General features: G+C 64.3%; 22 protein-coding genes and 1 pseudogene. 11 read left to right on the forward strand and 12 right to left on the reverse strand.

Annotation, left to right across the window (positions count from 1 at the left end; translation table 11 throughout):
* The first annotated feature begins 386 nt into the window (after positions 1-386).
* Positions 387-905, forward strand: coding sequence for a disulfide bond formation protein B (locus J7396_RS01205; RefSeq protein WP_011346545.1), 519 nt, complete (start codon positions 387-389; stop codon positions 903-905).
* 145 nt (positions 906-1,050) lie between these two features.
* Here the strand turns inward: J7396_RS01205 and J7396_RS01210 are convergent.
* The 3 genes and pseudogenes from J7396_RS01210 to J7396_RS22770 all read right to left on the reverse strand — a co-directional run bounded on the left by J7396_RS01210 (position 1,051) and on the right by J7396_RS22770 (position 3,755).
* A pseudogene (locus tag J7396_RS01210) lies at positions 1,051-1,351 on the reverse strand (hypothetical protein).
* 59 nt (positions 1,352-1,410) lie between these two features.
* Entirely contained in the window at positions 1,411-3,534 is a 2,124-nt protein-coding gene (locus tag J7396_RS01215) for a TonB-dependent receptor (protein WP_209260837.1), read from the reverse strand.
* A gap of 35 nt (positions 3,535-3,569) precedes the next feature.
* Positions 3,570-3,755, reverse strand: coding sequence for a hypothetical protein (locus J7396_RS22770; RefSeq protein ID WP_071118680.1), 186 nt, complete (start codon positions 3,753-3,755; stop codon positions 3,570-3,572).
* A 24-nt stretch (positions 3,756-3,779) separates the two neighbouring features.
* On the opposite strand from J7396_RS22770, the gene J7396_RS01220 reads away from it, so the two are divergent.
* A complete protein-coding gene (locus tag J7396_RS01220) occupies positions 3,780-5,162 on the forward strand; it encodes a 3-deoxy-7-phosphoheptulonate synthase class II (protein WP_031421281.1) in 1,383 nt (460 codons plus the stop codon).
* A 100-nt stretch (positions 5,163-5,262) separates the two neighbouring features.
* Entirely contained in the window at positions 5,263-6,390 is a 1,128-nt protein-coding gene (locus J7396_RS01225) for a mechanosensitive ion channel domain-containing protein (protein WP_008571659.1), read from the forward strand.
* Positions 6,391-6,629: 239 nt separating this feature from the next.
* Here the strand turns inward: J7396_RS01225 and J7396_RS01230 are convergent, their stop codons facing one another.
* The 3 genes from J7396_RS01230 to typA all read right to left on the reverse strand — a co-directional run bounded on the left by J7396_RS01230 (position 6,630) and on the right by typA (position 10,700).
* Positions 6,630-8,279, reverse strand: coding sequence for an amidase (locus J7396_RS01230; protein WP_209260998.1), 1,650 nt, complete (start codon positions 8,277-8,279; stop codon positions 6,630-6,632).
* 104 nt (positions 8,280-8,383) lie between these two features.
* Entirely contained in the window at positions 8,384-8,803 is a 420-nt protein-coding gene (locus J7396_RS01235) for a DUF2127 domain-containing protein (protein WP_008571656.1), read from the reverse strand.
* Positions 8,804-8,870: 67 nt separating this feature from the next.
* Positions 8,871-10,700, reverse strand: a complete 1,830-nt coding sequence (gene typA, locus J7396_RS01240) for a translational GTPase TypA (RefSeq protein ID WP_003486646.1) — start codon at positions 10,698-10,700, stop codon at positions 8,871-8,873.
* 241 nt (positions 10,701-10,941) lie between these two features.
* Here typA and J7396_RS01245 point away from each other — a divergent pair, with 241 nt between their 5' ends.
* Together J7396_RS01245 and J7396_RS01250 are read left to right on the forward strand one after the other, a co-directional pair.
* Entirely contained in the window at positions 10,942-11,436 is a 495-nt protein-coding gene (locus J7396_RS01245) for a peptidylprolyl isomerase (RefSeq protein WP_003486644.1), read from the forward strand.
* A gap of 118 nt (positions 11,437-11,554) precedes the next feature.
* Positions 11,555-12,541 (forward strand): malate dehydrogenase, encoded by a 987-nt coding sequence (locus tag J7396_RS01250; RefSeq protein ID WP_008571655.1) that lies wholly within the window; start codon positions 11,555-11,557, stop codon positions 12,539-12,541.
* An 83-nt stretch (positions 12,542-12,624) separates the two neighbouring features.
* Here the strand turns inward: J7396_RS01250 and J7396_RS01255 are convergent, their stop codons facing one another.
* The 4 genes from J7396_RS01255 to J7396_RS01270 form a co-directional block, all read right to left on the reverse strand.
* On the reverse strand, positions 12,625-13,239 hold the full coding sequence (locus tag J7396_RS01255; RefSeq protein WP_008571654.1) for a glutathione binding-like protein: 615 nt from the start codon (positions 13,237-13,239) through the stop codon (positions 12,625-12,627).
* Positions 13,240-13,647: 408 nt separating this feature from the next.
* On the reverse strand, positions 13,648-14,109 hold the full coding sequence (locus J7396_RS01260) for a cell wall hydrolase (protein ID WP_005915848.1): 462 nt from the start codon (positions 14,107-14,109) through the stop codon (positions 13,648-13,650).
* Between the two features lie 1,354 nt (positions 14,110-15,463).
* Positions 15,464-17,503: an NADPH-dependent 2,4-dienoyl-CoA reductase gene (locus tag J7396_RS01265; protein ID WP_209260838.1), complete on the reverse strand. Its 2,040-nt coding sequence runs from the start codon at positions 17,501-17,503 to the stop codon at positions 15,464-15,466.
* 203 nt (positions 17,504-17,706) lie between these two features.
* Positions 17,707-18,729: a zinc-binding alcohol dehydrogenase family protein gene (locus tag J7396_RS01270; protein ID WP_014089494.1), complete on the reverse strand. Its 1,023-nt coding sequence runs from the start codon at positions 18,727-18,729 to the stop codon at positions 17,707-17,709.
* A gap of 415 nt (positions 18,730-19,144) precedes the next feature.
* Here J7396_RS01270 and J7396_RS01275 point away from each other — a divergent pair, with 415 nt between their 5' ends.
* The 3 genes from J7396_RS01275 to J7396_RS01285 all read left to right on the forward strand — a co-directional run bounded on the left by J7396_RS01275 (position 19,145) and on the right by J7396_RS01285 (position 21,830).
* A complete protein-coding gene (locus tag J7396_RS01275; RefSeq protein ID WP_008571649.1) occupies positions 19,145-20,242 on the forward strand; it encodes an OmpA family protein in 1,098 nt (365 codons plus the stop codon).
* Between the two features lie 192 nt (positions 20,243-20,434).
* On the forward strand, positions 20,435-20,950 hold the full coding sequence (locus J7396_RS01280; RefSeq protein ID WP_209260839.1) for a hypothetical protein: 516 nt from the start codon (positions 20,435-20,437) through the stop codon (positions 20,948-20,950).
* Between the two features lie 19 nt (positions 20,951-20,969).
* A complete protein-coding gene (locus J7396_RS01285) occupies positions 20,970-21,830 on the forward strand; it encodes a pseudouridine synthase (protein WP_209260840.1) in 861 nt (286 codons plus the stop codon).
* On the opposite strand, the gene J7396_RS01290 is transcribed toward J7396_RS01285, so the two are convergent.
* Positions 21,781-22,173 (reverse strand): HNH endonuclease, encoded by a 393-nt coding sequence (locus J7396_RS01290; protein ID WP_031421295.1) that lies wholly within the window; start codon positions 22,171-22,173, stop codon positions 21,781-21,783. The two genes, J7396_RS01285 and J7396_RS01290, sit on opposite strands and share 50 nt — an antisense overlap.
* A gap of 2 nt (positions 22,174-22,175) precedes the next feature.
* Positions 22,176-23,384 carry a glycine C-acetyltransferase gene (kbl, locus tag J7396_RS01295; RefSeq protein ID WP_209260841.1) on the reverse strand — a complete coding sequence of 403 codons (1,209 nt, stop codon included), beginning with the start codon at positions 23,382-23,384 and terminating at the stop codon, positions 22,176-22,178.
* 90 nt (positions 23,385-23,474) lie between these two features.
* Between kbl and J7396_RS01300 the strand changes: the two genes are divergently transcribed.
* From J7396_RS01300 to cysW, 3 genes are read left to right on the forward strand one after another with little or no spacing between them, the layout of a single operon-like run.
* Positions 23,475-24,572, forward strand: a complete 1,098-nt coding sequence (locus J7396_RS01300; protein ID WP_014089499.1) for a sulfate ABC transporter substrate-binding protein — start codon at positions 23,475-23,477, stop codon at positions 24,570-24,572.
* A 3-nt stretch (positions 24,573-24,575) separates the two neighbouring features.
* Positions 24,576-25,436: a sulfate ABC transporter permease subunit CysT gene (gene cysT, locus J7396_RS01305; RefSeq protein WP_209260842.1), complete on the forward strand. Its 861-nt coding sequence runs from the start codon at positions 24,576-24,578 to the stop codon at positions 25,434-25,436.
* Complete coding sequence (gene cysW / locus J7396_RS01310; protein ID WP_011346560.1) at positions 25,433-26,386, forward strand: sulfate ABC transporter permease subunit CysW; 954 nt, start codon at positions 25,433-25,435, stop codon at positions 26,384-26,386. The genes cysT and cysW overlap by 4 nt, the downstream gene beginning before the upstream one ends.
* Positions 26,387-26,393 lie beyond the last annotated feature (7 nt).

Here is a 26,393-nt window from a genome sequence, read left to right on the forward strand (position 1 = left end):
GTTGGCTGCTCGAAACTGCCTGTCTGCCGACGGCTGTCGACTGCACGGGCACGCGTGCGTGCGCGTGGATGTGTGCGTTACGCAGCAAGCAGGGCGACGCCGCCAAAGCCTATGTGCCAGTGCAGCTACTGCTGCTTGCTCGGCCAATTGGAATCCTCCTTCCGCTTGGTCGACGATGGCTTGCGGGCTTTGGATTGCCGCTCGCGGGTGGACGTGCGGTGGCCCCTGGTCTTTCGGACATCGCATGCGTGTCACCCCGTGTCGCCGCGGCGCTGCAGCGCACAAGCAGCAGACGCCGCGCGATTAGACCGCTCGCTCAGTCATGCGTGGTCACGGCCGTGGCGATGGCTGATAATCGACGACTTGACCCAAGGCAAGCAGTGACGATGAATCCATTTCGCTGGAGTTTCCGGGCGCAGTTTCTGCTGGGCTTTCTTGCATGCGCAGGATTGCTGGCTTACGCGATCTATGTGCAGTTGCATCTGGGTCTGGAGCCTTGCCCGCTGTGCATCTTCCAACGGATCGCCTTCGCGGCGCTGGCCATGTTTTTTCTGCTCGGCGCGCTGCATGGGCCGCGTGCCGCCGCCGGGCGCAAGGTCTATGGGGTCTTGAGTTTCATCGCCGCGGGCGTGGGCATGGGCATCGCTGCGCGGCATGTGTGGGTGCAGATCCGGCCCAAGGACATGATGTCTTCGTGCGGGCCGCCGTTGAGCTTTCTGAGCGAGACCATGGGGCCCTTCGAGGTGTTCCGCACCGTGCTGACCGGCACCGGCGATTGCGGCAATATCGATTGGCGCTTCCTCGGGTTGAGCATGCCCATGTGGAGCATGGTGTGGTTTGTGGGGTTGGCGCTGTGGGCGCTGTACGCGGGCTTCAAGGCGCGGCGTAGCTCGGTTCATCACTGACGCATGACAGGTCTAGCGGCTCGCAAAGCCCTGCGGCAGCCTTGTAGGCGTGCAGTGGGATCGTGATGGGCAACGGGCGCTGTGCGCTGCTCAGGCGAGGCTGCTGCGCGGTTTGCGGTTGAAGGGCCGCCTGATCCGCTGCAGGTCAGGCGGCTTGATTCGTCGCAAGGCGCCCGCCCTGCGCTGCGCTTGCTCGACGCGTCTGCTTCCTGGCATTGATACTGGATGCCGTTGCTGCCGCTTGCATGCGTCTGCGGCGTGTCGACCGCGAGCGCCAAGAACGACATTGAAGACGTGACTGATTCCTGGCTCTTTCCGCTGGCTAGCGCTGGTGGATCGCGGCATTGCTTCAATCGATAAGCCGATATTTACGTGTCTGCCAAACGATGCGCATCAGCCATGCAGGCGGTCCGCAGCGTGGCCAGCCGTGCTGCAGGCTTGGTCATCGGACTTCGGCAACGAATGGGCCGGTATTGTTCCGGTCCATTCGCTGCCTTGCACCGCGTCAGAAGTCCTGCTGCAGGCTCACATAGACGCCGCGGCGCGGCGCCCACTGCGGCGCGAAGACGCCGATACCGCCGCCATCGCGCAACTGGTAGCTGCGGTTGAGGACATTGACCGCGGCCAGTTGCACATGCAGCGGATGCGTATTGACGTCGAAGTCGTGGCCGACGCTGGCATTCAACTGGAAGTACGACGGAAGCGAGGCGCCGTTGGGCACGGTGTCGGTATCGGTGCGCAAGCCGCTGCCGAACAGATAGTTGAGGCCGACCTTGCTGCCTTCGCTGAAGGCGTAGTTGATGCCGCCGGACGAGGTCAGCTTCTGGTCGTGATCCAGGTGGATCCAGTTGTCGTAGGTGTAGGCCAGCGCATCCGGATCGAAGTTGTACAGGCTGGTCATGACCCGCTTGCCCATGGCTTTGCTGTAGGCGAGGTTGAAATATGCCGTCACTGGCCCGTTGGTGTAGTCGGCGCTGAATTCGGCGCCGCGGATGCGGCCATAGCGGTAATTGAAGGTGGAATAGATATAGGCGGCACCGAACTGGCCTTCGTCCTGCAGCCGGTCGGCCTTGCGGTAATAGGTGTCCAGGCCAAGCGTCAGATGGTCGGTGACCACTTGCGAGATGCCCAGGTCGTAGTAGTCGCTACGTTCGCTCAGTGGCGTGGTCGGACCGTCACCGGCCGACTGCTGGTTGGTGGTGCCGTCGTAGAGCGCGATGTCGCTGGTGGAGATCAGCTCGCTGGCCGGCGGGGTGAAGTAACGCGCGTATCCGGCATGCACGGTGGTGCTGTCGGTGGCGCGCCAGATGACGCCCAGGCGCGGGCTGAGCTGACCTTCGGTCGTGCCGAAGGCCTTGTACTTGTCGCCGCGCAACCCGTAATTGACGGTCCAATCTTCGCCGATCTTCCACTCGTCCTGCAGGTAGAGCGCGTAGGTGCTGGCATGGAAACGGCTGCCGTCGGGAATGAACAGCGGCACGTTGCTGCTCTGGCTGCCGTCGTCGTTGGCGGGGAAGACAGACGAATTGTTGCTGGCGATGGCGTGTTCGAAATTGCCGTATACGCCGTAGCGCAGCGTATGCGAGCCGCCCCATGGCGTTGCGAAGTCCGCCTGCAGGGTATTGGCGCGGTTGCTGCGGTCCACCTGCGAGGCGATGCCGTTGAAGATCAGGTCGCCGGCAACGTCGGGGGAGAAGGCGACGCTGCTGTAACGCTGGCCGGCGGAGAGCTGATAGTTGGTGTCGCCGAGCGTGCCTTGCAGGGCCAGGGTGCCGAAACGGGTGTTTTCGCGCTGGTTCTCGTCCAGGCGCGAGGAGTCGAAATCGGTGGTACCCAGGTAATCGAAGGCTGGCGTCTGCCCCGGATTGTTGGGGATCTGGAAGCGGTTGTTCGCGTAGCCGACCAGCAGGCTGAGACGGGTGTTCTCGTTGACCAGGTAGGTCAGATCGGCGAAGCCCTTGCCCTGATGGGTTTTGTCGTGGATGGGGTTGAGGCTGTCGACCGGGTTTTCCAGGCCATTCTTGTTCTGGTCGTAATCGCCGCTGAGGAACCAGCTCCAACGCCCGCTGCTGCCCCACAGCGAGGCGTTGGGGTTGATGGTGCCGAATGAGCCGGCGGTGATGCCGACGCTGCCGCCATTGCCGAGTTCGGCACCGCTCTTGGTGGTGATGTCGACCACGGCTGCGGTGCGGTCGCCGAACTGCGCGGGCAACGCACCATCGAGCAGCTTGAGGTTCTTGATGATGCGCGGCTCCAGACTCTGGCCGAAACCGGAGATGGATTCGGGAATCATCACCCCGTTGATGCGGTACTGCAGGTTGGCGTGGTCGCCGCGGACGTGAATGCCGCCATAGGAATCCTGTACCACGCCCGGCGCCTGCAGCAGGACCTGATTGAGTGGAGTCGCCGCGCCGAGCGGCAGGCGATCGATATCGTCAGCGGTGATGGCAAATTGGCTGCTGCCGATGTCCGGTGACAGGGCATTGCGCGCCGCCTCGAGCTTGGCGATCACGTTGACCGTGTCCAGATCGGTCGTGCGTTCGGAGTCGGCATCGGCGGCAAACGCCGCACCGATGGGGGCGGCCAGCAGGGCGGCGGTGATGGCAGCAGACAGAAGACGAGGAGTCATGGCAGTTTCGCGAGGCGGGTGAGGGGAGGGTGTTGTTATTTTGTAACGTTGAGCGCTTTGGCGAGCGCTAGCGTAGGTCGAAAGTCATGGCTCGACGAGCGATGTTGTTTGCTGTTCAGGTCGAAAGGGCCGGCGCGCGACCGCACGTCGGACGGACGCGGCGGCAATTCGGTGCCATTGGCCTCCAGGCGCTTTGCGTAGCGTTCCGGCTCTGCGAACATCGCAGGCTGCCTAGGAGTCCTTTCATGAATCTTTCCGCTGCCACTTCCGCTACCGATTCGGCCGCCGCAGCGTGGGCGCCGGACAGCTGGCGCGGCAAACCTGCATTGCAGCTGCCGGTGTACCCGGATGAGAACGCGCTGCAGGCGGCCATGCACGAGTTGGGGCGGCTGCCGCCGCTGGTGACCTCGTGGGAAATCTTTGCGCTCAAGCGCCAGCTGGCCGAAGCGCAGGAAGGCAAGCGCTTCCTGCTGCAGGGTGGCGATTGCGCCGAAAATTTCAGCGATTGCGAATCGGGCACCATCTCCAACCGTTTGAAGGTGCTGCTGCAAATGAGCCTGGTGCTGGTGCACGGCCTGCATTTGCCAGTGGTGCGGGTGGGTCGCTTTGCCGGGCAATACGCCAAGCCGCGCTCGGCCGACACCGAAACGCGCGATGGCGTGACCTTGCCGAGCTATCGCGGCGATGTGATCAATGCGCCGGCCTTCACCGAGGCCGCGCGCGTGCCCGACCCGCGCCGCATGATCACCGCACATTCGCGCTCGGCGATGACGATGAACTTCGTGCGCGCGTTGATCGACGGCGGCTTCGCCGACCTGCATCACCCCGAATACTGGAATCTGGACTGGGTGGGCTATTCGCCGCTGGCGGCGGACTACCAGAAGATGGTTGCCTCGATCGGCGACGCCGTGCGCTTCATGGAAACGCTGTCCGGGGCAGAGGTGTACAACCTCAATCGCATCGATTTCTACACCTCGCACGAGGCGTTGTTGCTGCCGTACGAAGAAGGCCTGACCCGTCAGGTGCCGCGGCAGTGGGGCTGGTTCAATCTCAGCACGCACTACCCGTGGATCGGGATGCGGACGGCCGCGCTGGATGGCGCGCACGTGGAATACCTGCGTGGCGTGCGTAACCCGATTGCGATCAAGGTGGGGCCGTCGGTGCAGCCGGACCAGCTGCTGCGCCTGATCGATGTGCTCAATCCCGAGGACGAGCCAGGGCGTTTGAGCTTCATCCATCGCATGGGCGCGGCGCAGATCGCCGACAAGTTGCCGCCGTTGCTGGATGCGGTAAAGCGCGACGGGCGGCGGGTGCTGTGGGTGTGCGATGCGATGCATGGCAATACCGAAAGCACCGGAAATGGCTATAAAACGCGGCGTTTCGACAATATCCGCAACGAAGTGGAGACCTCCTTCGACCTGCACGCGGCCGCCGGCACGCGGCTGGGCGGCGTGCATCTGGAACTTACCGGCGAAGATGTCACCGAATGCACCGGCGGTGCGCGCGAGCTCACCGAGCGCGATCTGGAACGGGCGTATCGCTCCAGCGTGGATCCGCGGCTGAACTACGAACAGTCGCTGGAAATTGCGATGGCGATCGTGCGCAAGCAACAACAGGTGGCTTCGTAGCCGCTGGGCGGATGATCAACGTGTGCGCATGACGTGATGCTCATGCCGCGTGCGGCATGCTCTGGCAGCCATCCCTCTTTCCCCCCACAGGAGGAACGGTTTGACTGCCGATTGGAACGTCATCCGCGAATATGCAATTCCGCTCGGTGCCTCGCTGCTGGCGGGCATCGTCACCTGGTCGTTGATGCTGTGGCTGTTTCGCCGCATGCAGGGTCGCGACTACCGCCGTGCGCGCATCATTCGCGTGATCACGCTACCGGCGGCGTTTATCTTGCCGCTGTTGTTTCTGGGGGTTGCCACCGAAGCGACCCCGTTGGCCGGCAAGGCGCTGGCAGCGGTGCAGCATCTGCTGCACCTGGGAATCGTCGGCTGCGTCACCTGGTTGCTGGTACGCGCGGTGGCCGCCGGCGAGGCGGCGATCTTGCGCAGCAATCCGATCGAGGTGTCGGACAACCTCACCGCGCGGCGCATCCAGACCCAGACGCGGGTGCTGAGCCGCGTGCTGATGGGCACGGTGATCTTGCTCGGCATTTCGGTGGTGCTGCTGACCTTCCCGCAGGTACGCCAGATCGGCAAGACCTTGCTGGCGTCGGCCGGCATCATCGGGCTGGTGGCCGGTATCGCGGCCAAGCCGGTGTTCGGCAACCTGATCGCCGGTTTGCAGATTGCACTGACCCAGCCGATTCGCCTGGATGATGTAGTGATCGTGGAAGGCGAGTGGGGCCGCATCGAAGAGATCGGCAGCTCGTACGTGGTGGTGCGGATCTGGGACGAGCGCCGCATGGTGGTGCCGCTGACCTGGTGGATTGAAAACCCATTTCAGAACTGGACGCGCAGCAGTGCCGATCTGCTCGGCACCGCGTTCCTGTGGCTGGATTACCGTACGCCGATTGCAGCGGTACGTGCGGAACTGGAGCGTATCTGCCACAGCGAACCGCTATGGGACGGCCGCGTGTGCGTGACCCAGATTACCGACACCAGCGACAACACCATCCAGGTGCGACTGCTGGTGAGCGCGCGCAATTCCGGCGATGCCTTTGATCTGCGCTGCCTGGTGCGCGAACGCATGATCGATTTCCTGACCCGCGAGCATGCGTATGCCTTGCCGAGGCTGCGCGCCGAAATCGCAACGCAGGAAAGAACGCCATCACGCCCTGCCGAGCCGATTGCACAGGAGAGCGTGCGCTCGCCGGGCGCAGAAGACGGCGAGCCTGCGGCCAGCATCTAGCGCGCCAAGAAAACGACGGCATCCCTGCCAGGCGCGTGCGGCCGGTGCCCGAAACCGGCATGTATTCCGCGGACAGGCGGTTCTTGCGCGCCGCCCACGCCGCCTGGCGACGCTCGTTGCGTTTGTGGGACTGCTTTTATCGGGTGGTATTGCGCAACTGCCGGCATCGAATGTGTTCGGCAGGCAGTTGCACAAGCACCCGCCGGGGCATCCTTCTTGGGCGCCAGGTATAACGGCGGTCAATCATGCTGGTGCGAACCGGGCGCAGGCGCGACGGGTATCGTGCCTGACGTGGCCCCACCTGGCGCAGCCGGCGCACTCGGCGCATAGCCAGGCGTAAAGCGCGCATGGCTGCGTTGCTCGTATGCATACGCCAGCTCGATCAGGCGCTGCTCGCTCCAGGCCGTGCCCATGAACAACAGGCCCAGTGGCAAGCCCTGGGTCTGTCCCATCGGTACGCTCAGGCTTGGATAGCCGGCCACCGCCGCGGCACCATAGCCGGCGCCGGGGAAGGTATCGCCCTTGCCGAGTGTGGTGATCCACGCCGCGCCCGTCGTGGGCACGATCAAGGCATCCAGGCGATCTGCCTTCAAGGCTGCGTCGATGCCTTCCGGCCCCGCCAATCGCTTGGCGTTGGCGCGCGCGCTCAGATACCCCGCATCGTCGAGACCGGGCGCTGCCTGCGCCTGTTCGAACAATTCCTGCCCGAAGTACGGCATTTCGCGCTGCGCGTGCTTGCGATTGAACGCAATCAACTGCTCCAGGTTCGCCACAGGCGCGTGGTGGTTCTGCAGATACGCGTTCAAGCCGGCCTTGAATTCGACCAATAAGACCATCTGCTCTGCAGCATCCCACTTGCCATCCGTGGCCAGGGCGGTCTCGACCACGGTGGCGCCTGCGTCACGCAGGGTGCGCACGGCGCGGTCGAGCACCGCAGCGATTGCCGGATCCTCGCGCAGCGGGTTGCGCAACAGGCCCAGGCGCGCGCCACGCAGGCTGTCGGGTTTCAGGTGGGCGAGATAATCGACACTGGTCGCCGGCGCCTTGGCGGTGGCGGGGTCCTGCGGGTCGGGTGCGGCAATGGCCTGCAGCACTGCAGCCGCATCGGCGACGCTGCGGGTCATCGGGCCGGCGGTGTCCTGGCTGGCGGAAATCGGGATGATGCCGTCGCGACTGACCAGGCCAACGGTCGGCTTGAGCCCGACCAGGCCGTTGACCGATGCCGGACAGGTGATGCTGCCGTCGGTTTCGGTCCCGATGCCGACGGTGGCCAGGCTGGCCGCGATGGCCGCACCGGTGCCGGCACTGGAGCCGCAGGGATTACGATCCAGCGCATATGGATTGCGCGTGAGCCCCCCGCGTCCGCTCCAGCCGGAACTGGATTGGGTGGAGCGGAAATTGGCCCATTCGCTGAGGTTGGTCTTGCCCAGGATCACCGCGCCGGCGGTGCGCAGGCGCTGCACCACAAACGCATCGCGAGCGGGGCGGAACTCGGCCAGGGCGAGGGAGCCGGCGCTGTTGACCATCGGCAGCGCGTCGATATTGTCCTTGAGCAGCACCGGGATGCCGTGCAGCGGCCCACGCACGTGGCCGGCTTTGCGTTCGGCATCCAGGGCGCGTGCGTCGGCTTCGGCCTGTGGATTGAGTTCGATCACCGCGTTGAGCCTGGGGCCGGCGCGATCGATGCCGGCAATACGCTGCAGATACGCGCGCGTCAGTTGCAGGCTGCTGCTCTGGCCGCTGGCCATGCGCGCCTGCAGGCCGGCCACGTCGGCCTCGCTCAGATTGAGAGGGTGGGCGGTGGACGCGTCGGCAGCGCCTGCCGCAGAACGCGACGGAACATCGGCATGCACACAGCCGCACAGCGCGGCAAGCAGCGCGAAGGACAAAAGGGTGGATCGCATGGATGGTCGTCCCCGGGGAGAAGTCGCAGGCTAACGGCGCTGCGTCGGGGTGACAACGTAAGGACGTGCCCGCCAACGGGCAGGCAGGCTCAGCGACGGCGGCGTCGCACCAGGTCGCGTGCCAGCACGCCGACCACCAGCAGGTTGATCGCCAGCACACCCCAGGCGGTCCAGCCGGGATGCCGCACGATGGCGTAGATATCGAAAGGCAGATAGATGGCCGCCGACAGGCAGCCCAGCACCGAGGCCCAGGCCTTGGCACGCCACAGACCCCAGGCTTCCACCACATGCAGCAGGCCATAGGCCAGCATGGCGGCAGCGGCCAGATGCACCGCATCGGGGCTGATGGTCTTGAGCAACGACGGCAGTGCGCCGTGGTCGGGGTCCAGGTTGAAGCGGCGGATCAGGGTGATGACCGCGTTTTGCAGCGGGAGCGGGCCCAGAATTTCCAGGCCCGTCGCCGCCAACAGCGCAAGCGTCCCCTTGACCGCCTCAAGCAAGGCGATCACATGCAGTCCCGGATGCGCGCGCGGATCCGGGCTATAGGGTTTGTTACTCACGCGTCAGCTCAACAACTCAGCCCGAACGGCCAGCGCGCTTGCGGTCGCTTTCGGTCAGGAATTTCTTGCGCAGGCGGATTTCCTTCGGGGTGACTTCCACCAGCTCGTCGTCCTCGATGAAGTCCAGCGCCTGTTCCAGCGTGTACTTGATCGCTGGGGTCAGCTTGATCGCATCGTCCTTGCCCGAGGCGCGCATGTTGGTCAGCGGCTTGGTCTTGATCGCGTTGACGGTCAGGTCGTTGTCCTTGGAGTGGATACCCACCAGCTGGCCTTCGTACACGTTGTCGCCTTCGGCGGCGAACAGGCGGCCACGCTCTTCCAGCGGCCCCAAGGCATATGCCGGGGTCGCACCCGGTGCATTGGCAATCATCACGCCGTTCTGGCGCTTGGCGATGGCGCCCTGTTCCTTCGGACCGTAGTGGTCGAATACGTGGAACAGCAGGCCCGAGCCCTGGGTCAGGGTGCGGAATTCATTCTGGAAGCCGATCAGGCCACGCGCCGGGATCATGTAATCCAGGCGCACGCGGCCCTTGCCGTCGGGCTCCATGTTCTTCAGCTGGCCCTTGCGGGTGCCCAGCTTTTCCATCACGCCGCCCTGGTGCTGTTCTTCGATGTCCACCACCAGCTGCTCGATCGGCTCCATCAACTTGCCGTCGATTTCCTTGATGATCACTTCCGGGCGCGATACGGCCAGCTCGTAGCCTTCACGACGCATGTTTTCGATCAGCACCGACAGGTGCAGCTCGCCACGGCCGGAGACCAGGAACTTGTCGGCGTCCGAGCCTTCCTCGACCTTCAGCGCCACGTTGTGCACTTTCTCGCGGTCCAGACGGTCGCGCAGCTGGCGGCTGGTCAGGAACTTGCCGCCGGAAAGGTCCTTGTTGCCGGCGAACGGCGAGTTGTTGACCTGGAAGGTCATCGAGATGGTCGGTTCGTCCACGGTCAGCGCCGGCAGCGCTTCGGGATGATCGAGCGCGCACACGGTGTCGGAGATGGTCAGTTCCTGGATGCCGGAGATGGCCACGATGTCGCCGGCCTCGGCGGTGTCCTGCTCGATACGCTCCAGGCCCAGGAAGCCCAGCACCTGCAGCACCTTGCCCTGGCGCTTCTTGCCTTCGCGGTCGATCACGCTGACCGGCATGTTCTTCTTCAACGTGCCGCGCTGGATGCGGCCGATGCCGATCACGCCGACGAAGTTGTTGTAGTCCAGCTGGCTGATGCGCATCTGGAACGGGCCGTCCGGGTCCACGTCCGGGGCCGAGACGTGCTGCATGATCGCTTCGTACAGCGGGGTCATGTCGCCTTCGCGCACGTCCGAATCCAGGCTGGCGTAGCCGTTCAGTGCGGAGGTGTAGACGATCGGGAAATCCAGCTGCTCGTCGGTGGCGCCGAGCTTGTCGAACAGGTCGAACACCTGATCGATCACCCAGTCAGGGCGTGCGCCGGGACGGTCGATCTTGTTGACCACCACGATCGGCTTGAAGCCCATCGCAAAGGCCTTCTGGGTCACGAAGCGGGTCTGCGGCATCGGGCCGTCCATCGCGTCGACCAGGATCAGCACCGAGTCCACCATCGACAGCACGCGCTCGACTTCGCCACCGAAGTCGGCGTGTCCGGGGGTGTCGACGATGTTGATGCGGTTGCCCTGCCAGGTGATGGCGGTGTTCTTGGCCAGGATCGTGATGCCACGTTCCTTTTCCTGGTCGTTACTGTCCATCACGCGTTCAGCCAACACGGTGCGTTCGGACAGGGTGCCGGACTGCTTCAGCAGGCAGTCGACGAGGGTGGTCTTGCCATGGTCGACGTGCGCGACGATGGCGATATTGCGGAGTTTTTCGATAGACATGCGGAAAGGGCCCCTGTCTGGCGCCAGTCTTGAGATGAGGTAAGCCCGACATTATAGCGGTTTCGTTGCGCTGCCGTTGCCGATTGCCCGGAGTCGATTCAGATCGCCCATTCAGCCAGCGTGACGGGCCGCGCGCCGGGCGGGCGGGAGCGTTGAACGATGGTCGTACCCATGCGGCCGGCCACGCACCCGGGTGTATCCTAGCGGGCTATTGATCACCCCAGAACCTGCAAGGATTTCTATGTCCCTGATCGCCACTTTCGACACCTCCCGCGGCCCGATCGTCGTCGAGCTGTACCCGGACAAGGCCCCGCTGACGGTTGCCAACTTCGTGAACCTGGCCAAGCGCGGCTTCTACAACGGCCTGAGCTTCCATCGCGTCATCGCCGACTTCATGATCCAGGGCGGTTGCCCGGAAGGTTCCGGCCGCGGCGGCCCGGGCTACCGTTTCGAAGACGAGACCAACAATGGCGTCGGCCATGAGCGCGGCGTGCTGTCCATGGCCAATGCCGGCCCGAACACCAACGGCAGCCAGTTCTTCATCACCCACACCGCCACCCCGTGGCTGGACGGCAAGCACACCGTGTTCGGCAAGGTCACCCAGGGCCTGGACGTGGTCGATAGCGTTGCCCAGGGCGACACCATCAACACGCTCACCATCGAAGGCGACACCGACGCCGTGCTGGCCGCCAAGGCCGACCGCGTTGCGGAGTGGAACAAGATCCTCGCCGCCTGATCGCATCCCGTCGAACGGCCGCCATGTGCGGCCGTTCGCTTGTCAACGCGCGCCGCCAGGCCCTGCGCCCCGCCAGCGTGCGACCCCCACCAACGTTTTTTAGCAGAGGAAACACCCCATGAAAGCACCTGTTCGTGTTGCTGTGACCGGCGCTGCCGGCCAGATCGGCTATGCCCTGCTGTTCCGCATCGCTTCCGGCGAAATGCTGGGCAAGGACCAGCCGGTCATTCTGCAGTTGCTTGAACTGCCGATTGAGAAGGCCCAGGCCGCCCTCAAGGGCGTGATGATGGAACTGGAAGACTGCGCGTTTCCGCTGCTGGCCGGCATGGTCGGTACCGACGACGCCGAAGTGGCCTTCAAGGACGTTGATATCGCCCTGCTGGTCGGTTCGCGTCCGCGCGGCCCGGGCATGGAGCGCAAGGACCTGCTGCTGGCCAATGCGGAGATCTTCACCGCACAGGGCGCGGCCCTGAACAAGGTCGCCAAGCGCGACGTGAAGGTGCTGGTGGTCGGCAACCCGGCCAACACCAACGCCTACATCGCCATGAAGTCGGCGCCGGACCTGGACCCGAAGAATTTCACCGCCATGCTGCGCCTGGACCACAACCGCGCGCTGAGCCAGCTCTCGGCCAAGCTCGGCAAGCCGGTGGCCGGCATCGAGAAGCTGGCGGTGTGGGGTAACCACAGCCCGACCATGTACCCGGATTATCGTTTCGCCACCGCCGATGGCGCCTCCGTCGGTGATGCGATCAACGACCAGGAGTGGAACGCTTCCACCTTCATCCCGACCGTGGGCAAGCGCGGCGCAGCGATCATCGAAGCGCGTGGCCTGTCCTCGGCCGCCTCCGCCGCCAATGCCGCCATCGACCACATCCGTGACTGGGTGCTGGGCACCAACGGCAAGTGGGTGACGATGGGCGTGCCGTCGGACGGCTCCTACGGCATTCCGGAAGGCGTGATGTTCGGCTTCCCGGTCACCACCGAAAATGGCAAGTACACCATCGTCAAGGATCTGCCGATCGACGACTTCAGCCAGAAGTACATCGACAAGACCCTGGCCGAGCTGGAAGAAGAGCGCAGCGGCGTGGCGCACCTGCTGGGCTGAGTTATTCGGTCACTGCTGTCATGAAAACGCCGGGCATTGCCCGGCGTTTTTTTATTGCGCCTCGCGTGGCAGAGACTGCGCGGTCAGGCCAGGCCTTCGGCCTTGAGTGCAGCCTGCACATCGGCATCGGCCAGCATGCGTTGCACGAACGCCTGCAGCGCATTCAATCCATCCAGATTCACCGCAACTTTCTGCGCCCACAGCAAGGTGACGAACAAATACGCATCGGCACCGGTGTGGCTGTCGCTGGCGAGCCAGGTGCGGCCTTGCAGATGCGCATCGACGCGCTCGTACAGCGTGCGCAATTTGCTGCGCGCATCGTCCTGGCTGCGCGCAATCAGCGCCGGGTCCTGCAGATACGCGGTGCTGCCGAAGATCGGCTTGAAGGTGGGGTGCACGTCGGCATTGACGAAGGCGATCCACCGATTGATCTCGGCACGGCTGCGCGCGGTGCCATCGCCGGATAGGCCGGTGAGTGGTGCGATGTCGGCGATGTAATTGAGAATGGCTGCATTCTGGGTCAGTGCCCAATCGTCGACCATCAGCAATGGCACCGAGCCTGCCGGATTCAGACGCAGATACTCTGGAGATTTCATCGTTGCCGCATCGACCACACTCAGGTCGAACGGCAGCCCCGACCAACGCAACACGATGTGATCTGCCAGCGAACAAGCGCCGGGCTTGGTATACAGCTTCATGGACGATCCACGCGGGAATGAAGACCCAAGCTTAGCGGGCAGACGATGCCGTGTGGAGCGCGCAGCGGGAATTGGGCTTCAGCAGGGCGCCGCTCATTGGCCCATGGCTCGCTCGCGCTGGTGTCGCGCCGATATGAACGGCATCACCGAACTGGCAGCGCGCACGTGGCGGCTCCGGCCTGGTCAGGCTCTTCTTTGCAATCTGTCCGGGCGCGGGAAGCGAGTCGGTGCCTGATAAGGCTTGCTGCCGCGCCGGTCGATCGCCATGCGTGCAGTGTGTCCGTTGTATGCGACGCATGAGCGTCTTGAGATAGGCGCTTGAAACACGTCAAACGCAGCGGCACTGCGTCTCGATGATCAACGATCCCAGCGACGTATGACGCTCAGAGGTACCGCGACAGTCCGCGCTTAGGACGCGTTGCGCGGGCGCAGCGATTGCACGCGATAGAACGTGTGGTCGCCGATGGTGGCCACCTGATAGGCATTACGCCAGCTGGGGCTCGCAATTGCGCTTGCGGCAAAGTGGCTGGCGCCCGGCACGATCTCCTTGCGTTGGCCAACCGGCAATGCCCAGTTGCGCTGCGCCGCCAGTGCCACGCCCAATGCCTTGTTCCAGGCATCGTCGTTCTTCAGCTGCGTGCCTGGCGCGACGATCGTCGGCGCGAACTGCTTGCGTGCAGTGACCACCTGACACATCGAGTCGCCCCACAAACCACTATCCAGGCGACGCAATGCAACTTCTGCAACGGCCTGCTGGCCACGCAAGGTCTGGTCGCGCGCTTCCAGATAGACGGTCGTGCTCAAACACAGCGAATCTGCGGCTGGCTGCGGCAACACATGCGACAGCCAGAGTATCCAAACAAGTTTCATAGAACTCCTTGCTCCGTATGGGCCGGTCCGCAGAGCATCCAATGTGGATGCACCAGTGCAGAAGGCTTGGCGTCATGGGGAGGCGACCTGCCACCGGTCGCCAAATACTTCGGCGAAAGACCATCTGCCGAAGGCGCCCACCAAATGCGGTGGGTCAAAAAGTTGGCGCAAGGTAGGCGTCGATCACACAATCGCGGCTGAATGAGAGGGGTTGACGATTGCAACTGCCCGCAGCGCATGGCGCTGCGCACCCGCGTCGCGTGCATCGCAACATCGCATCTGCGTCGCATGGTTGCAGCGACTGTTGTGTTGCCTGGATTCTTAGCCACATCGCGCACGCTGCGGCATTGCGCGTTGGTTTGGGAAGATCGCCTGGCGGCCAAAAAAGCACCCTCCGCATAAGCGAATTTTTCTTACACGCGCTCGTCACGTGTTGTTGTGTTGTCCAGTGGAGTTGCGCAATTGGGTTTCGTACATCGACCACGGATGCGCGAGAAAAAAGAGCGTTGCGGTGACGCCAGCGATGGCGGACGTGCCATGTGTCCGAGATACATCGTCGTGCTGCAGTCTTGGCGATTTAACCATCATCTTGGATGCGTACAGATGCGCGGTCTCGACGCATCTTGCTGATAACGCCATCGGAAGCAGCACAGACGCCATCCGTTGCAGAGAAAGCTATCTGCCCTTACGACGCGATCTCCGTCACTGCATGACGTTCGGAGGATGCGTGACCATGTTTCGACAGCTTGTCGATCATTCGGTGCGCCAGGGGTGCGCCCTACTGCGTTGCGATGCGTTCCGAGGTCGCCTGCTTATGCGCGCAAGAGCACGAAGATGCTCAAGTGCAGAAGTGCCAGGCACATAAGTTTCAAAACGAATGGACGCCAAAGCGAAGGAGGCGATGAGGCGCCAGGTGCTGCAGTCAGTGCAGCATGCACTGTCGGCATCGCGTGCATGCAGCTTTCGAAAATCTTTATCCAAGTGACAAAGCGTGCGGTGTATTCGCATCCCATAACCGCGTTGATGCTCTCGCAGTAACTGCGAATCGACAGCGCAAGAAACAAGCATCGACCCGAGCGCGTTTCAGGTGCGCGAAGTGCCCACCCGTCTACCAGGCAGGTGCTTGTCGAAAATGCGCTGCGGGGCAGGCACGCAATATGGCAGGCGGCAGTGCGCGCGGTGACGATGCATGCGGCACTTATCGCCGAGCCGCACGACAAAAAGAGGGAATGGGCGTTGCAGACCGCCACATCCGCGTGCATGTCGGCGTCGGTCGCGCCGCATGCACGTCAGTCGTGCAGCCAGGACGCGAACACAACGACGGCGTCGTGGTGACGCCGTCTTCGAAAACCCCTTACAGAGTCGCGGCCAGCCGACTTGCCTGGTTGATCGCGCGCTTGGCATCCAGTTCGGCCGCCACGTCCGCGCCACCGATCAAATGCGGCTGCTGGCCATTGGCCTGCAGCGCAGCCAGCAACTCGCGACGCGGCTCCTGCCCGGCGCACACCACCACCGTACCGACATCCAGCAGCTGTTCGCTGCCTTCCACGCGAATGCGCAGGCCGGCATCGTCCACGCCCAGATATTCCACGCCGCCGAGCATCTTGACGCCCTTGGCCTTGAGCGTCGCGCGGTGGATCCAGCCGGTGGTCTTGCCCAGGCGTGCACCAGGCTTACCGGAGCTGCGCTGCAACAACCAGACCTGGCGGGCGGCGCGCTCGGGTTGCGGTTTGGTCAACGCACCGCGCGCTTCGAAGTTCGGGTCTACGCCCCATTCGGCCATCCAGCGCTGCGGATCCAGCGCAGGCGATTGGCCGGTGTGCACCAGAAACTCACCGACATCAAAGCCAATGCCGCCGGCACCGATGATCGCCACCTTGTCGGCGGCCACGTGGCGGCCCAGCACCACGTCGAGATAGCTCACCACCATCGGATGATCGGCACCGGGGAAATCCACCTTGCGCGGCTCGATGCCGGTTGCCAGCACGACTTCGTCAAAGTCTTTCAGATCGGCCGCCTGTACCGGGGTGTTCAGACGCAGCTGCACGCCGGTCGCTTCGATGCGATGGCCGAAGTAACGCAAGGTCTCGTTGAATTCTTCCTTGCCCGGAATGCGCCTGGCGACATTGAATTGCCCCCCGATCGCATCGCTAGCATCGAACAAGGTCACCCGGTGCCCGCGTTCTGCCGCCACTGTCGCGCAGGCCAGACCGGCCGGGCCGGCCCCGACCACGGCGATGCGCTTGGGCGTGGCAGTCGGGGTGTAGTTGAGTTCGGTCTCGTGTGCGGCACGTGGGTTGACCAGGCAGCTGGCCAGCTTGTTGTCGAAAACATGATCCAGGCAGGCCTGATTACAGGCGATACACGTATTGATGGTGTGCGACTGCCCGGCGCGCGCTTTATTGGTCCACTGCGGGTCGGCCAGCAGCGGCCGCGCCAGCGACACCATGTCTGCGGCACCGTCGGCCAGGATGCCCTCGGCCACCTCCGGCATGTTGATGCGGTTGGTGGCCACCACCGGAATGCGCAGATACGGTTTGAGCTTGGCGGTGACCCCGACAAACGCGGCGCGCGGCACCGAGGTGGCGATGGTGGGAATGCGCGCTTCGTGCCAGCCGATACCGGAATTGATGATGGTCGCGCCGGCCGCTTCGATCGCCTGTGCCTGCGCCAGGATTTCCTGCCATTGGTTGCCGTCTTCGACCAGATCCACCAGCGACAGCCGGTAGATGATGATGAAGTCCGGCCCGCAGGCCTCGCGGATGCGCCGCACGATCTCCACCGCAAAGCGCATGCGCTTGCTGGCATCGCCGCCCCAGGCGTCGCTGCGCCGATTGGTGCGCGCGGCGGTGAATTCGTTGATCAGATAGCCTTCCGAGCCCATGACCTCGACGCCGTCGTAGCCTGCCTCGCGCGCCAGCCGCGCGGCACGCGCATACGCGGCGATCTGCCGGTCCACCGCGCCGGCCGACAACGCACGCGGAGTGAACGGGTTGATCGGTGCCTTGAGCCTGGACGGCGCAACCGACAGCGGGTGGTACGCATAGCGCCCGGCGTGCAGCAGCTGCAGGCAGATCTTGGCGCCGTGTTCGTGGACTGCGCGGGTGACCTGGCGATGCGGGCGTACTTCCCACGGCCACGATAACTTGCCGCCGAATGGCTTGAGCCAGCCCACCACATTGGGCGAAAACCCACCGGTCACGATCAGGCCCACGCCACCGGCGGCGCGCTCGGCGAAATACGCCGCCAACTTGGGGAAGTCGCGCGCACGGTCTTCCAGGCCCGTGTGCATCGAGCCCATCAGGACCCGATTACGCAATTGCGTGAAGCCCAGATCGAGCGGGGTGAACAGGTGCGGGAAAGACAAGGCGGAGGGGCCGGTGGCGGGCGACATGATGTGGATACGCTGGCGTACGGATTGCGCACGATGCCGGCAAACCGGTCTGGCGGCAAGTCCTGGTGCATGCAGCGGCGCGCCGATGCTGCAGACGCCCGTTCGGCACCACGCCTGTGCTGCCGTCCGCACAGGCGCGCCCCGATGCGCAGGCGCCTTTCGCACCAGGGCATCAGGGCAGCGACCTTGGCCCGCCGGCCGCCTTACCAGCCGGCCAGCACCAGCTTGCCGATCGTGCTGCCGCTTTCCAGCCGACGGTGCGCCTCGCGCAGCTGCTGCGCATTGATCGGCGACAGCGTCTCGGTATGCGTGGTGCGCAGTTCGCCGGCATCGATCAGGCTGGCTGCCCGGTTGAGGATACGGTGCTGCTCGACCATGTCCTCGGTCGCGTAGCGCGCGCGCGTGAACATCAGCTCCCAATGGATGCCGATGCACTTGGATTTGTAGGGGTCGCCGATCGACAACGGCCCGCGCGGCTCCACGATCAGGCCCACATGGCCCTGCGGCGCCAGCACTTCGCCCAGTGGCTGCCAGTAGCGGTCGGTGTCGGCCAGATTGAGCGCCGCGTCCACCGTGTCCAGTCCCAGCGCCTGCAGTTGCGGCTGCAGCGGTTGGTGATGATCGATCACGTGATGCGCGCCCATTTGGCGAACCCACTCGATGCTCTCCGGGCGCGAGGCGGTGGCAATCACCGTGAATCCGGCATGCCGCGCCAGCTGGATCGCGATGGAGCCCACGCCACCAGCGCCGCCGATGATCAGCAGATGCCTGCCGCGATTGCGTGCACCGTCGAACGAAAAGGGCATGCGCTGGAACAGCAGCTCCCATGCCGTCAGGGTGGTCAGCGGCAACGCGGCCGCCTGCGCGAAGCTGAGCGAGGTCGGTTTGCATCCGGCAATGCGGGCGTCCACCAGCTGGTACTGCGCATTGCTGCCCGGCCGCCCGATATCGCCGGCGTAGTAGACCTCGTCGCCGACCGCAAAGGCGGTGACCTCCGGGCCGACCGCCTCGATCACCCCGGCGGCGTCGTAACCCAGGATCTTCGGCGCGTGCAGCGGTTGCGGCTTGGGCGCGCGCACCTTCGTATCGACCGGGTTCACCGAGATCGCTTCCACCCGCACCAATAAGTCATACCCCGACGGCGCCGCAGGTGTCGGAAGTTCCATATCAAGCAGCGATTCGGGATCGTCGATCGGAAGATGGCGGGTGAGGGCGACAGCTTTCATTGGAGCGCTCCAGAGCGGGAGGTTCAGGGTGCGTTGTGGAGCAAGTCGCCCGCAACCACCGACCCCACAATTCAGCTCGGACGGGGCCTGGCGTTCACCAATGTAGTTTTCGAGGCCGCCTGGAACGCTAAAAACCAGTCAGCCTGAAAGCGTATTCAAGTGACTTAATTGGGCTGCGGTTCATGCAGGTGCGTTATCCGAATTGAGCGCGCGGTCCTTTCCTTCATGAAGCTGTATACGTAGTATTGCTTGGCGTTGCGGGACCTGGTGATTGCTTTCACATGTTATATGACCGTTAACGCGATCTTCACCGAGGCCGGCTTAATCTGCGCCCCGATGGCTCTGGATGTGACGAGCATCTTTACCAAGCACAACGCCTCTATCGGTTTTATCTCCCAAAGAAGGAGCTGTATAAATGAACAAGAAAATTCTCACTGCCGCGTTGCTCGGCGGTCTGGCAGTTGCCCAGGCTGCTTCCGCGCAGGAGTTCGACGACCGTTGGTACCTGACCGGTAGCGCTGGCTTCAACTTCCAGGACAGCGATCGCCTGACCAATGATGCCCCGTTCGTCACCCTGGGTCTGGGCAAGTTCGTCAGCCCGAACTGGTCGATCGACGGTGAGCTGAACTATCAGAACCCGAACTTCGATGCCAACCAGGATCTGAACTGGAGCCAGTACGGCATCTCGTTCGACCTGCGTCGCCACTTCATCCAGGAAGGCCGCGGCTGGAACCCCTACCTGCTGTTCGGCCTGGGCTACCAGCGTTCGGAAGAAGAATTCGACGCGACCCCGAACCCGGTTTCGCCGGGCCAGCAGAAGGACGGCAACTTTGCCGCCAAGGCTGGTGTCGGTCTGCAGACCACCTTCGACAAGCGCGTCGCCGTGCGTGCCGAGTTGGCCTACCGCGCTGACTTCAACGACCAGAGCGTCGCCGCTCCGCGCGAAGACTGGTTCGGTGACGTGCTGGCTTCGGTCGGCGTCGTGATCCCGTTGGGACCGGCTCCGTCGACCGCTCCGCCGCCGGCTCCGGCTCCGGTTGCTCCGAGCTGCGCCGATCTGGATGACGACGGTGACGGCGTCAACAACTGCGACGACAAGTGCCCGAACTCGCAGCCTGGCCAGACCATCGGTCCGGACGGTTGCCCGGTTCCTGTCTCGATCGACCTGAAGGGCGTGAACTTCGACTTCAACAAGTCGACCCTGCGTCCGGATGCCGTCTCGATCCTGAGCGAAGCGACCGAAATCCTGAAGCGTTACCCCGACCTGAAGGTCGAGGTTGCCGGTCACACCGACTCGAAGGGTACCGACGCGTACAACCAGAAGCTGTCCGAGCGTCGTGCGACCACCGTGTACGACTACCTGACCAAGAACGGCGTCGATGCGTCGCGTCTGGTCGGCCCGATCGGCTACGGCGAGAGCCGTCCGATTGCTCCGAACACCAACCCGGATGGTTCGGACAATCCGGAAGGTCGTGCGAAGAACCGTCGTACCGAGCTGAACGTCCAGAACTAATTGGACCGCTAGCTTTGCTGCATACAAAACCCGGCCTTGCGCCGGGTTTTGTCTATGCAGGCCCTGGAAAAGCGCGCTCAGGCGCTGCCGATCCTGTCTGTGTTGCCATCCAGGCACGGTTCCTGTTGAAACAGCGTTCATCGCTGCCTACACTCGCCGCGTCAATACCACACTCATACTTGGAAGAACCCGATGCTGCGTACCGCTACGGCAGGACTGCTCTGTCTCGCTCTGATCCCCGCCGCCTACGCCGCTCCGAACTGCGCCGGCAGCATGGTGTCCCAGCCACTGCCGTTGCCCGCCACCGTGGTTGCACCGGCGGCTGCCGAGTTCTACACCCGCAGCGTGCAGCTGGGCATGCCCACTGGCGTGCTGGCACAGCCCTATAGCAGCGACCAGTCGGTGGATCGCGTGCTGCTGCGCCTGCGCGTGGAAGGCTGCCAGGATCTGGCCAAGGTCATTCCGCCTGGCGGCACCGTCAACCCGAACGACCCGGCGGCCTACAAGGCGACCACCGCGTTCGACAACACCCCGTGGCGCTTCGACATGAGCCAGAACGGCAAGCGCATGACGGCAGAAGAATTCGATGCCTGGATGAAGGCCCGCGGTGTGCGCGTGGTCAAGGCACGCCCGGCCGCTGGCGCGGTACCTGCCGCGGCAGCGCCCGCAGCACCTGCGGCCGACGCCAAGTCGGTCGAAAACAAGTAAGCCCTGCGGTCGGGACGGCATGCCCCGGCGACCTGTGCCGGCAACGTCCCGGCAGCGTCAGCGTGGTCCGGGAGCGGCCGGTGCAGTGCGCACCTCCGCTGCCGCATCCGCCAATGCCGCGCCACGCCATGGGCTGGCGCGTGTGCTGTCCAAGCTTGGCGTGTGTTCGCGCACCGAGGCAGCGCGCTGGATTGCCGATGGCCGCGTCAGCGTGTCGGCGCGTGTGGTGCGCGACCCAGAATTTCCGATCCGCGGCGATCAGCAATCGTCCATCACTGTCGATGGGCAGCCGCTCGCGGGGCCGGCGCGTTGCTATCTGATGCTCAACAAGCCGCGTGGCGTGGTCACCACCGTGCGCGACGAGCAGGGCAGGGACACTGTCTACCGTTGCTTCGATGGCGCCGGCCTACCGTGGATCGCGCCGGTGGGGCGCCTGGACAAGGCCAGCGAAGGCCTGCTGCTTTTCAGCAACGACCCCCAATGGGCGGCGACGGTGACCGACCCGGCGAGAGGGCCGGACAAGACGTACCACGTGCAGATCGATTGCCGCCCCAGTGCCGCGCAACTGGCGCAGCTGCAGGCCGGTGTGGCAGATGCCGACCCTGAGGGCGAGGGTGTGCTGTTGCGTGCCAAACAGGTCAGCGTGCTGCGCGAAGGCGAGCGCAATGCCTGGCTGGAAATCGTGCTGGACGAAGGCCGTAATCGGCAGATCCGCCGGCTGTTGGCCGCAGTCGATATCGGCGTACTGCGGCTGGTGCGGGTGGCGATCGGCCCGCTGGCGATGGGGGAGCTCGGCAAAGGCGCGTGGCGGATGCTGAGCGCCGAGGAAGTCAGGGCGTTGGTGCCGGCGGCGCGCGCCAGCGCGCCAGACGCGCGCTGAGCAGGGCGCTCACCACTTCGTAAGCGCGTGCGTCGCCGGCGCCGTTGGCATCGTGGCGGCGACCCTTGGCGTGATTGCAGCCGGCACAGGCCAGCGCCAGATTGCGCGCATCGTTGGCATCGCCGCCCACCAGCGCGCACAGCGCCGCCGCCGCGCGACGACCGAACCAGGCCTGCGGCACCACGTGTTCCAGCGTGGTGTGGCCAAGCGGTTCGCCGTCGGCGCGCACTTGCAGATGCCGACGGCAATGCAGGCAGCGTGTCTCCCAATGACCGTCGCGCAGCTGCGCCTGCGCATCGGTCTGCGCCGCCAGCAGCAGCCGTTGGCGCAGCACCGTGCGCATGCTCAGGCGTCGATGACCTTGAGTTCGCGCCCGATCTTGATGAACGCTTCGATCGCTTGATCCAGGTGCTCGCGCGTATGCGCTGCGCTGATCTGGGTGCGAATGCGCGCCTGGCCTTTCGGAACCACCGGGAAGAAAAAGCCGATGGCGTAGATGCCTTCTTCCAGCAAGCGCTCGGCGAATTTTTGCGCCAGCGGTGCGTCGTACAGCATCACCGGGCTGATCGGATGCACGCCCGGCTTGACGTCGAAACCGGCGGCGGTCATGCGGGCGCGGAAATAGGTGGTGTTTTCGACCAGCTGCGTGCGCAGCTCGCCCGCGGCATCCAGCATGTCGAAGGCCTTGATGCCGGCAGCCACCACGTGCGGCGGCAATGAATTGGAGAACAGGTAGGGGCGCGAACGCTGGCGCAGCAACTCGATCACTTCGCGCTTTGCGGTGGTGAAGCCGCCGAGTGCGCCGCCCATGGCCTTGCCCAGGGTGCCGGTGAAAATATCGATCTGGTCCAGTACGCCCTTGACTTCGGCCGAGCCGCGGCCGGTGGCGCCGAGGAAGCCGGTGGCGTGGCATTCGTCGATATGCACCAGCGCGTTGTACCTGCGGGCCAGGGCAGTGATTTCGTCGAGCGGGGCGATGAAGCCGTCCATCGAGAACACGCCGTCGCTGGTGATCAGCTTGGTCTTGCAACCGGCGGCGTCGGCGGCCTGCAGCTGCGCCTCCAGATCGGCCATGTCGCAGTTGGCGTAGCGGAAGCGCTTGGCCTTGCACAGGCGCACACCATCGATGATGGAGGCATGGTTGAGCGCGTCGGAAATGATGGCGTCGTGCTCGCCCAGCAGCGGTTCGAACAGGCCGCCATTGGCATCGAAACAGGCCGCGTAGAGGATGGTGTCTTCGGTGCCGAAGAACTCGGCGATGCTGCGTTCCAGTTGCTTGTGCAGGTCCTGGGTGCCGCAGATGAAGCGTACCGAGGCCATGCCGAAGCCGTGGCTGTCCAGCGCGTCCTTGGCGGCCTGGATGATGTCCGGGTGGTCGGCCAGGCCCAGATAGTTGTTGGCACAGAAGTTCAGCACGCGGCGGCCATCGGCCAGGGTGATCTCGGCCGACTGCGGACCGGTGATGATGCGCTCGGACTTGAACAGGCCTTGGGCCTGGATGGCATCCAGTTCGGCGGCGTAATGGGCAGTCAGCGCGGCGGGAGCGGTGGTCATGGCGGTCGCAGTGGCAGAAAGAAGCGCAATTTTAACGATCACGGTGGCATACCACTACGTCATGCAAAATCGACATAAGAGGCGGCGCTGATGTCATTTCACCGCCTGCGTGCCGCTGCGCAGCATGGCATGCTTGCTGTTCAGCTGTGCTCAACCGGCCAGGAGATCGTCGTGACATACCCCCGTTTCCGTTTTGCCTCCCTTCTTTGCGCCTTGCTGGTCCTGGCCGGGCCGGCTGGCGCGCGCGAGATCGGGCTGCTCAACGTGAGCTACGACCCCACCCGCGAGTTCTACCGTGACTACAACGCCGCCTTCGCCGCGCAGTGGAAACAGCAGCACCCGCAGGACACGGTGACCGTGGAAACCTCGCACGGCGGCTCTGGCAAGCAGGCGCGCGCGGTGATCGATGGCATCGAGGCCGACGTGGTGACCCTGGCGCTGGCCTACGACGTGGATGCCATCGCGCAGAAGGCCAAGCTGATCGATGCCGATTGGGAAAAGCGCCTGCCCGACAACAGTGCGCCGTATACCTCGACCATCGTGTTCCTGGTGCGCAAGGGCAACCCGAAGAACATCCACGACTGGCCGGACCTGCTGCGGTCTGGCGTGGCGGTGGTGACGCCTAACCCGAAGACCTCCGGAGGCGCGCGCTGGAACTATCTGGCCGCCTGGGCGTATGCCGACCACATCTTCAAGGGCGACCGCCAGCGCATCCTGCGCTACATGCAGGCGCTGTTCCGCAACGTGCCGGTGCTGGATACCGGCGCACGCGGTGCCACCACGACGTTCGTGCAGCGCGGCATCGGCGATGTGCTGCTGGCCTGGGAAAACGAAGCGCTGCTGGCGCGCGAGGAACTGGGCAAGGACAAGTTCGAGATCGTGGTGCCGAAGTTGTCGATCCTGGCCGAGCCGTCGGTGGCGCTGGTGGACAAAAACGTCGACAAGCATGGCACCCGCGAGGTGGCCGAAGCCTACCTGCGCGATCTGTATGCGCCTGAAGGGCAGAAGCTGGCAGCCAAGCATTTCTATCGCCCGCGGCATCCCGAATTTGCCGACCCGGCCGACATGGCGCGGTTTCCGGACATCAAGCTGGTGACCATCCAGCAGGCGTTCGGCTCATGGGAGAAGGCGCAGCAGGAGCACTTCGCCGACGGTGGCGTGTTCGACCAGATCCAGGCCAACAAGTAGGCGATGTCGATGTCGGTTGCACCCCACCCAGCGCCGTCATCGCGCCGACGCATGATGCCGGGGCTGGGCCTGAGTCTGGGCATCACCCTGACCTGGCTTGGCCTGATCGTGCTGATCCCGCTGCTGGGCATCTTCATCAAGACCAGCGGTCTGGGCTGGGAGGGCCTGTGGCGGGTATGGAGCGAGCCGCGCGTGCTGTCGGCGCTGCGGGTGAGCTTCGGCACCGCGTTTGCGGCCGGTGCCTTCAACGCGGTGATGGGCACCTGGGTGGCCTGGGTCTTCGTGCGTTACAGGTTCCCGGGCAAGCGCTTTTTCGATGCGGTGATCGATCTGCCGTTCGCGTTGCCCACCGCGGTGGCCGGCATTGCGCTGACCGCGCTGTACGGCGGCAACGGGTGGGTGGGGCGCTGGCTGGAGGCGATCGGGATCAAGGTGGCTTACACGCAGCTGGGAATCGTGCTGGCGTTGGTCTTTGTGGGCCTGCCTTTCGTGGTGCGGGTGGTGCAGCCGGTACTGGCAGAGAGCGATCGTGAAATGGAGGCTGCCGCCGCCACGCTGGGTGCCTCGCGCTGGCAGACGGTATGGCGGGTGGTGCTGCCGGGGCTGTGGCCAGCGGTCCTGACCGGGTTTGCGCTGGCATTTGCGCGCGGCGTGGGGGAGTACGGCTCGGTGATCTTCATTGCCGGCAACCTGCCCAATTCCACCGAGATCGCCCCGCTACTGATCACCATCCGGCTGGAAGAATTCGACTACGCCGGCGCCACTGCCATTGCCGCGGCCATGTTGTTGCTGTCGTTCGTGATCCTGCTGGCGGTCAATACGCTACAGGCACGGCTGCTGCGCTATCAACGGAGGCCCGTATGAACGATGCCGTTTCATCGCTGCCTTCCATGTTGCCTACCCACGCCATGACCAAGCAGGCGCGCCGCATCAGCGATTCGGCCACCAATGAGCCGCGCTGGGTGCAATGGCTGATGATCCTGGGGGCCGTGCTCTTTCTGCTGGCGTTCTTGCTGCTGCCGCTGGTGCTGGTGTTCGCCGAGGCATTGCGTGGCGGTTGGGAAACCTTCCTGCGTGCGGTGGTCGACCCGGACGCGTTGTCGGCGATCAAGCTGACCTTGCTGGTGACGGCGATCGTGCTGCCGTTGAATCTGGTATTCGGCGTGGCCGCGGCGTGGGCCATCAGCAAGCATCAGTTCTGGGGCAAACGTCTGCTGGTCAGCCTGATCGACCTGCCGTTTTCGGTGTCGCCGGTGGTGGCGGGCTTGATCTTCGTACTCATCTTCGGCCGCAGCGGCTGGGCCTGGCCGCTGATCGACGAAGGCTGGCATGTGCAGCTGCCGGTGCTGGGCGAGTTGGTGATTCAGCTGCCGCGGATCGTGTTCGCGTTGCCGGGCATCGTGCTGGCGACCACGTTCGTGACATTCCCCTTCATCGCGCGCGAACTGATGCCGCTGATGGAGCAGCAGGGCAGCGACGAGGAACTGGCGGCACTGAGCCTGGGCGCGAACGGCTGGCAGATGTTCTGGCGGGTGACGTTGCCCAATATCCGTTGGGGCCTGCTGTACGGCGTGCTGCTGTGCGCGGCGCGCGCGATGGGCGAATTCGGGGCGGTGTCGGTGGTGTCCGGGCATATCCGTGGACGCACCAATACGCTGCCGCTGCATGTGGAAATTCTCTACAACGAATATGCCTACAGCGCCGCATTTGCCTGCGCGTCGCTGCTGGCATTGACCGCGCTGCTGACGTTGGCGCTGAAGACGTATCTGGAATGGCGACACGGCGATTCGCTGGCCGCCAACCACCGCCATTGAGGTGACC

Source organism: Xanthomonas sp. A1809 (genome assembly GCF_017746015.1).
GTDB classification, from domain to species: domain Bacteria; phylum Pseudomonadota; class Gammaproteobacteria; order Xanthomonadales; family Xanthomonadaceae; genus Xanthomonas; species Xanthomonas euvesicatoria.